The 5054-nt window shown below is 29.7% G+C and carries 7 protein-coding genes and 1 pseudogene; 5 read left to right on the top strand and 3 right to left on the bottom strand.

Translation table 11 applies throughout. The features are described from left to right. The 5 genes and pseudogenes from Q0649_RS16805 to Q0649_RS16785 form a co-directional block, all read left to right on the top strand. Nucleotides 1-312, top strand: a pseudogene (locus Q0649_RS16805) (FAD-dependent oxidoreductase); the annotation flags it as partial. Between the two features lie 510 nt (nt 313-822). Continuing rightward, nucleotides 823-1200: a serine hydrolase domain-containing protein gene (locus Q0649_RS16800; protein ID WP_298844687.1), complete on the top strand. Its 378-nt coding sequence runs from the start codon at nt 823-825 to the stop codon at nt 1198-1200. Nucleotides 1201-1321: 121 nt separating this feature from the next. Then, nucleotides 1322-1594, top strand: a complete 273-nt coding sequence (locus Q0649_RS16795; RefSeq protein ID WP_298844684.1) for a hypothetical protein — start codon at nt 1322-1324, stop codon at nt 1592-1594. A 125-nt stretch (nt 1595-1719) separates the two neighbouring features. Continuing rightward, complete coding sequence (locus Q0649_RS16790; RefSeq protein ID WP_298844689.1) at nt 1720-2337, top strand: polysaccharide deacetylase family protein; 618 nt, start codon at nt 1720-1722, stop codon at nt 2335-2337. 60 nt (nt 2338-2397) lie between these two features. Continuing rightward, nucleotides 2398-3045 carry a S9 family peptidase gene (locus Q0649_RS16785; protein WP_298844681.1) on the top strand — a complete coding sequence of 216 codons (648 nt, stop codon included), beginning with the start codon at nt 2398-2400 and terminating at the stop codon, nt 3043-3045. A 43-nt stretch (nt 3046-3088) separates the two neighbouring features. Here the strand turns inward: Q0649_RS16785 and Q0649_RS16780 are convergent, their stop codons facing one another. The 3 genes from Q0649_RS16780 to Q0649_RS16770 all read right to left on the bottom strand — a co-directional run bounded on the left by Q0649_RS16780 (nt 3089) and on the right by Q0649_RS16770 (nt 4849). Beyond that, complete coding sequence (locus tag Q0649_RS16780; protein WP_298844678.1) at nt 3089-3334, bottom strand: fibronectin type III-like domain-contianing protein; 246 nt, start codon at nt 3332-3334, stop codon at nt 3089-3091. 283 nt (nt 3335-3617) lie between these two features. Then, nucleotides 3618-3791, bottom strand: a complete 174-nt coding sequence (locus Q0649_RS16775; RefSeq protein ID WP_298844676.1) for a hypothetical protein — start codon at nt 3789-3791, stop codon at nt 3618-3620. 134 nt (nt 3792-3925) lie between these two features. Then, the gene (locus tag Q0649_RS16770) at nt 3926-4849 is read right to left on the bottom strand and encodes an AraC family transcriptional regulator (RefSeq protein ID WP_298844674.1); all 924 of its coding nucleotides are present in this window, start codon (nt 4847-4849) and stop codon (nt 3926-3928) included. Between the last annotated feature and the right edge of the window lie 205 nt (nt 4850-5054).

Genomic DNA, 5054 nt, shown 5'->3' with positions numbered 1-5054 from the left:
AAATCTGGTTTATTTGTAGGGCATACAGAAGCTATGGCAACAGGAGCACTTGCAGGACATAATGCCGTACGAAATTATCTAGGAATGCCTCTTTTAATATTACCTAGTGCACTTGCCGTTGGGGACTTAATATCATATGCTAATGAAAAAATGAAATCTAAAGAAGGAAGAAGAAATAGATATACATTTGCAGGAGCAGAGTATTTTAAGAGAATGGAGGAACGTGGACTATATACCTTAGATATTGATGAAATCAAGAGAAAAGTTGCGAAATTAAATTTGACTGACATATTTAAGGAAAAACTTATATAGATCAACAATAAAAGGGTAGCTAACTTAGAATAGTTGCTCTTTTTATATTTTGTGCCAATATATTAAACATCTAAACTTTAGGTAAACGTTTCTGGGAGTATTGTTGCTAGATTTTGAGTCTAATATTATATTGATTAGTACTAATTATGTAAATTATTAAAGAGCGATGTAGACCTTCAAATTACATGGATACAAAATGCAATAGCTTATAACATATTTTATAGCCCACTAGAAGGCCGATTAATGTTGGATGCTAAACTATATGGAGGATATATAAAACTAGCTTAAAAGTACTAGTAAGAAAGATAGATCTTATAATACAAGTAAGGGAAGTTAAAGGGGGTAAGGCTATATGCAAAAGTAAATGGAATGATGTAAAAGATAAATTCTTAATAAGTGTGGTATCGTAAACAGTGCATTATTTTAAAGCAACGTACAGTAATATAATATTAGAATTTTAACATATTTATACGGAGGAAATAAAAATGAATAATGACAAATTAAAACTAATTGGAGCTGAAATTAAAAAAGAAATTGATAAAGGCAACATTGTTGGTGCAAGCATTGGTTGATACTAACCAAGAAATGACAATTAAAGATTTACTTAATATGACCTCCGGAATTTCATATCCGGATAAAAATTTTGAAGCAGGAATACAAATGTCAAAACTCTATGAGGATATAAAGCAAAAGCTTGAAACTGGTTATCCAACCTCAACGGTGGATTATTGTAATCAAATAGGTCAAGTTCCTCTTGTTTTTCAGCCTAGTGAATCATGGCTTTATGGTGCTTCAACGGATGTTCTAGGTGCGATAATTGAAATTGTATCTGGTAAAAAATTCAGCCGATTTTTGAAAGATGAAATTTTATCCCTCTTGGAATGGTAGATACAGATTTTATGTTCCATCATAAAAACAAGATAGATTTGCACAAGTATATAAATATAATGAACAAGGAAAATTAATTCCATTTTTAGATAATCATTTAGGATTAAATAATTATTTAACTTTGCCAGCTTTTGAATCTGGTGGTGAAGGTCTTGTGTCTACACTTGATGATTATAGTAAATTTACTTTAATGCTTTTAAATAGAGGAATATATGACGGGGCTCGTATTCTTGGTCGTAAAACTGTAGATTTTATATCACAAAATCAACTTGATGAAAAGCAAGAAGCAAATTTTAAATGGGATACATTAAAAGGTTATGGATATGGAAATCTAATGAAGGTACTTAAGAGTAAGAGTGAAGCTGCAACAAATGGAAGTATTGTCGAGATATAAGACTTGTAGGAATTTTCAATAAGTACGGGTTGAAAGCCACCTTTAATTTGAACTCTGGCCTTCAATATGAAAGTAACACTTGGATAAATAAAGGGAAACTAATTAAACGTATAAATTAAAGTGAGATTGTAGAGCTTTATAGAGGACATGAAGTTGCGGTTCATAGCTATTCTTACCCTCATTTAGAGGACATGCCTAGAGAATCAATAGTCCAAGAAGTACTAGAAGATAGAAAGCAACTGGAGAAGTGGTTTGGTTACTTAGTAAGAGGAATGGCATATCCTTTTGGCACTTATAAAAAGCTGGTTTTAGAGGTGTTAAATACTTTAGGGATAGAATATTCTAGAACAGTTAACCAACATGATAATTTTGATCTTCCAAAAAATTTTTTAGAGTGGAATCCGACCTGTTATCATAAAAATCCTAAATTAATGGATATTACTAAGAAATTTGTAGAATCACAATTTAGCGGGTTGTCTCTTTTTTATGTTTGGGGTCATAGTTATGAATTTGATGTTGACGAAAATTGGGAGATAATCGAGGAATTTTCAAAAGTAATTAGTAACAGACCAGACATATGGTATGCTACAAACATAGAAATTGTGGATTATATAAAAGCTTTGAAAAATATAAAACTTTCTGCAGAAAACAGTATTATTTATAATCCGTCTTGCATTTCTTTATGGATTAGTGTAAATGAGGAACTAATTGAGATAAAGGCAGGAGAGACTAGAGATATTTAAAAAAAATATAAAAGAAAGGAGGTGAATACCGTTATAAATTTTATATGACGGTAATTTCGTATGGGTAATAAGATTTTTGAATTAGAAGGTAATCCTAATAATAAAGAGGGCTTTTCCTGCAAAGGATATGAGGATGGTTATGAATTTTTAGATACAAGAGTATCAAATGTAGTAGATCCATATGAAGTTAAAATTGGACTTGAATTTTTAAGGCTTGCATCAGAACATAAAAGCAATGATGTTAAATTGTTTTTAGAGCATCATATTGTTACTGATGAAAAAATACCAGTGCTATACTGCTATCCAAAAAGTGATAAACCTTTACCAGTTGTTATCTTTGCACATGGTATGTTTGGAGATAAAGTTATTGATTTACATAGGGGTATTAGACTGGCACAAGAAGGTTTCTTTGTGGTGCTTGCAGATGCTAGGCTTCATGGTGAACGTATTGTAGATAACTATACTGAATACTTTTATGAAAATGATAAAGTTACAAATTGCAAAAAGTTTCTTAAAGTTATTAAAGGCACATCGGAAGATATTTCTAAAGTTATAGACAATTTAAAAGATGATAGCCGTGTAGATTTAAATAGGATAGGTATGTCTGGTATTTCAATGGGAGGGTACGTAACTTTCTTTACTCTAGCAAACGACACTAGAATTAAGGTAGCGGCTCCAATAGCTTTAATACTATTTTTAAAATTTTAATATAAAACGTATAAATAAGAAAATTATAATTCTTGTTTTGAGATTAACCTACAGTAAGAATCTCTTTGAGTAGATTTGCATTCCTAGAATCTTGACCAACCATAATTTCAAATTCTCCAAGTTCTACAACATACTGCTCATCTGCATCTACAATAGAAAAATCTGATACAGATAAAGTAATACTTACGTTCTTTGTGTCTCCAGCATTTATCTGAACTTTTTTAAAACCCTTTAATTCTTTAACAGGAGTCATAATTGAGCTTATAACATCATTAACATATAATTGCACAATTTCAGTGCCATCATATTTACCTATATTAGTAACATCTACGCTTACGGTTATAGTTTCTTCAGGTGAGCAACTTGACTTAGAAAGCTTTAGGTTAGAATATTTATAACTAGTATAAGATAGTCCATAACCAAAGCTATACAGTGGCTGCGCTGTAGCTAAATCTGCGTATTTAGGACTATGCCAACCTGGCAGATGATTGTAATAAATAGGTGTTTGTCCACTATGATAGGGGAAGGATATGCTTAGTTTTCAACAAGGATTAAATTCTCCAAATAGAATATCAGCCAGAGCCTGCAAACTTATTTTTAGCCCATTGTTCTGCTTCAGTTACGGTTACCATATTGTAACTTATTTGCATCATTTGACCTACCTTTTCCTCTAAGGTCATAAGTGAGAGTAAATTTAACGTTCTTTCCATAGGTGTTAGTAAAGAGTTTTTGTATGTATAATTCATAAATGACACCCCTTTAATTATAGTTTTTTAGTAAAGGTTATTGATGCTCTAGCTTCATTTAAAAGACAGTATATTATGACAAATATTTGATACTTATATTTTAATTTTATTATATAATATAATACCATATTGTGTTAATTTATAAATATATTAAAATAATTATTATTAACATCTAAATTAAATTTTATTTTAAATTGTTTAGGTGATAGGTTTTTATAATGCTTAAATTGCTGAATGAAATAACTAGAAGAAGTATAACCAATTTCAAAAGCAATTTCAGTAATATTTAAGTTAGTGCAAAGTAATAATTTTTCTGCCTCAGTTATTCTTACGTAGTTTAAATATTTACTGAAAGCTTTCCCAACAGAAGCCTTAAAAAATCTTGAAAAGTAGCTATAGCTCATATTGCATACAGATGCAACAGACGCTGTGGATATGTCAGACATGTAATTTTTATCAACATAGTCAAAGATATTTTGTAATTTTTTTAAAATGTTTTCGTTTATAGTAGTATTTATGTTTAAATCAAGCCGTTTATCATACCAATTACGAAGTATTAATAAAAATACACCACCAATATTATTTCTTATAGCTAATTCATAGCCATAATCTTTATTAATATATTCTTTAAAAATTTCATTTATAAGCTGTGGGATAGTGGTATCTTTTATTTCATTATTAGTAAAAACTTTTTGATGAGTTGATTTGTTTAAAGTAAATGGGAAAACATATTTACTTTCAAAGACGGTTATGGATGTTGAATATAAAACATTTGGATCAAATTTTACCACGATATATTCAACGTCATCATCTGAAGTTTTATAAACAGAATGTACTTCTCTTGAATTAATTAGAACGATGTCACCTAGGTAAAAGTCATAACTTTTACCTGCAATAAACACTTGTGCTTTACCAGAAATACAATACAGTAGTTCTATGTAATAATGATAATGGGCATTTGCTAGAGTACCCTTACCTAAACTTTTCTGAATGTGACATTCAAAAGGATACAATATACCTTCTTTTAAATTAGTTTTTTCTTCATAATATGTTTCCATGAGATTTACTCCTTTTATTATGACAAATATTTGATACTTTCATTGCAATAATATTATATCATATAATATAATATTATGTTAATTTAGTAATATACAAACAATATAGAACAAATTAGAGGAGGACAATACAATGATAAGTGAAAAGAAAGTAAGAATAGGAATTATAGGTTGCGGTGGTATTGCAAATGGAAAACATATGCCATCA

Source organism: uncultured Clostridium sp., assembly GCF_937920395.1.
Lineage (GTDB): Bacteria > Bacillota > Clostridia > Clostridiales > Clostridiaceae > Clostridium_AD.
Note: the sequence above shows the minus strand (reverse complement) of the source record. Positions and strands in the feature narration are given on the sequence as shown.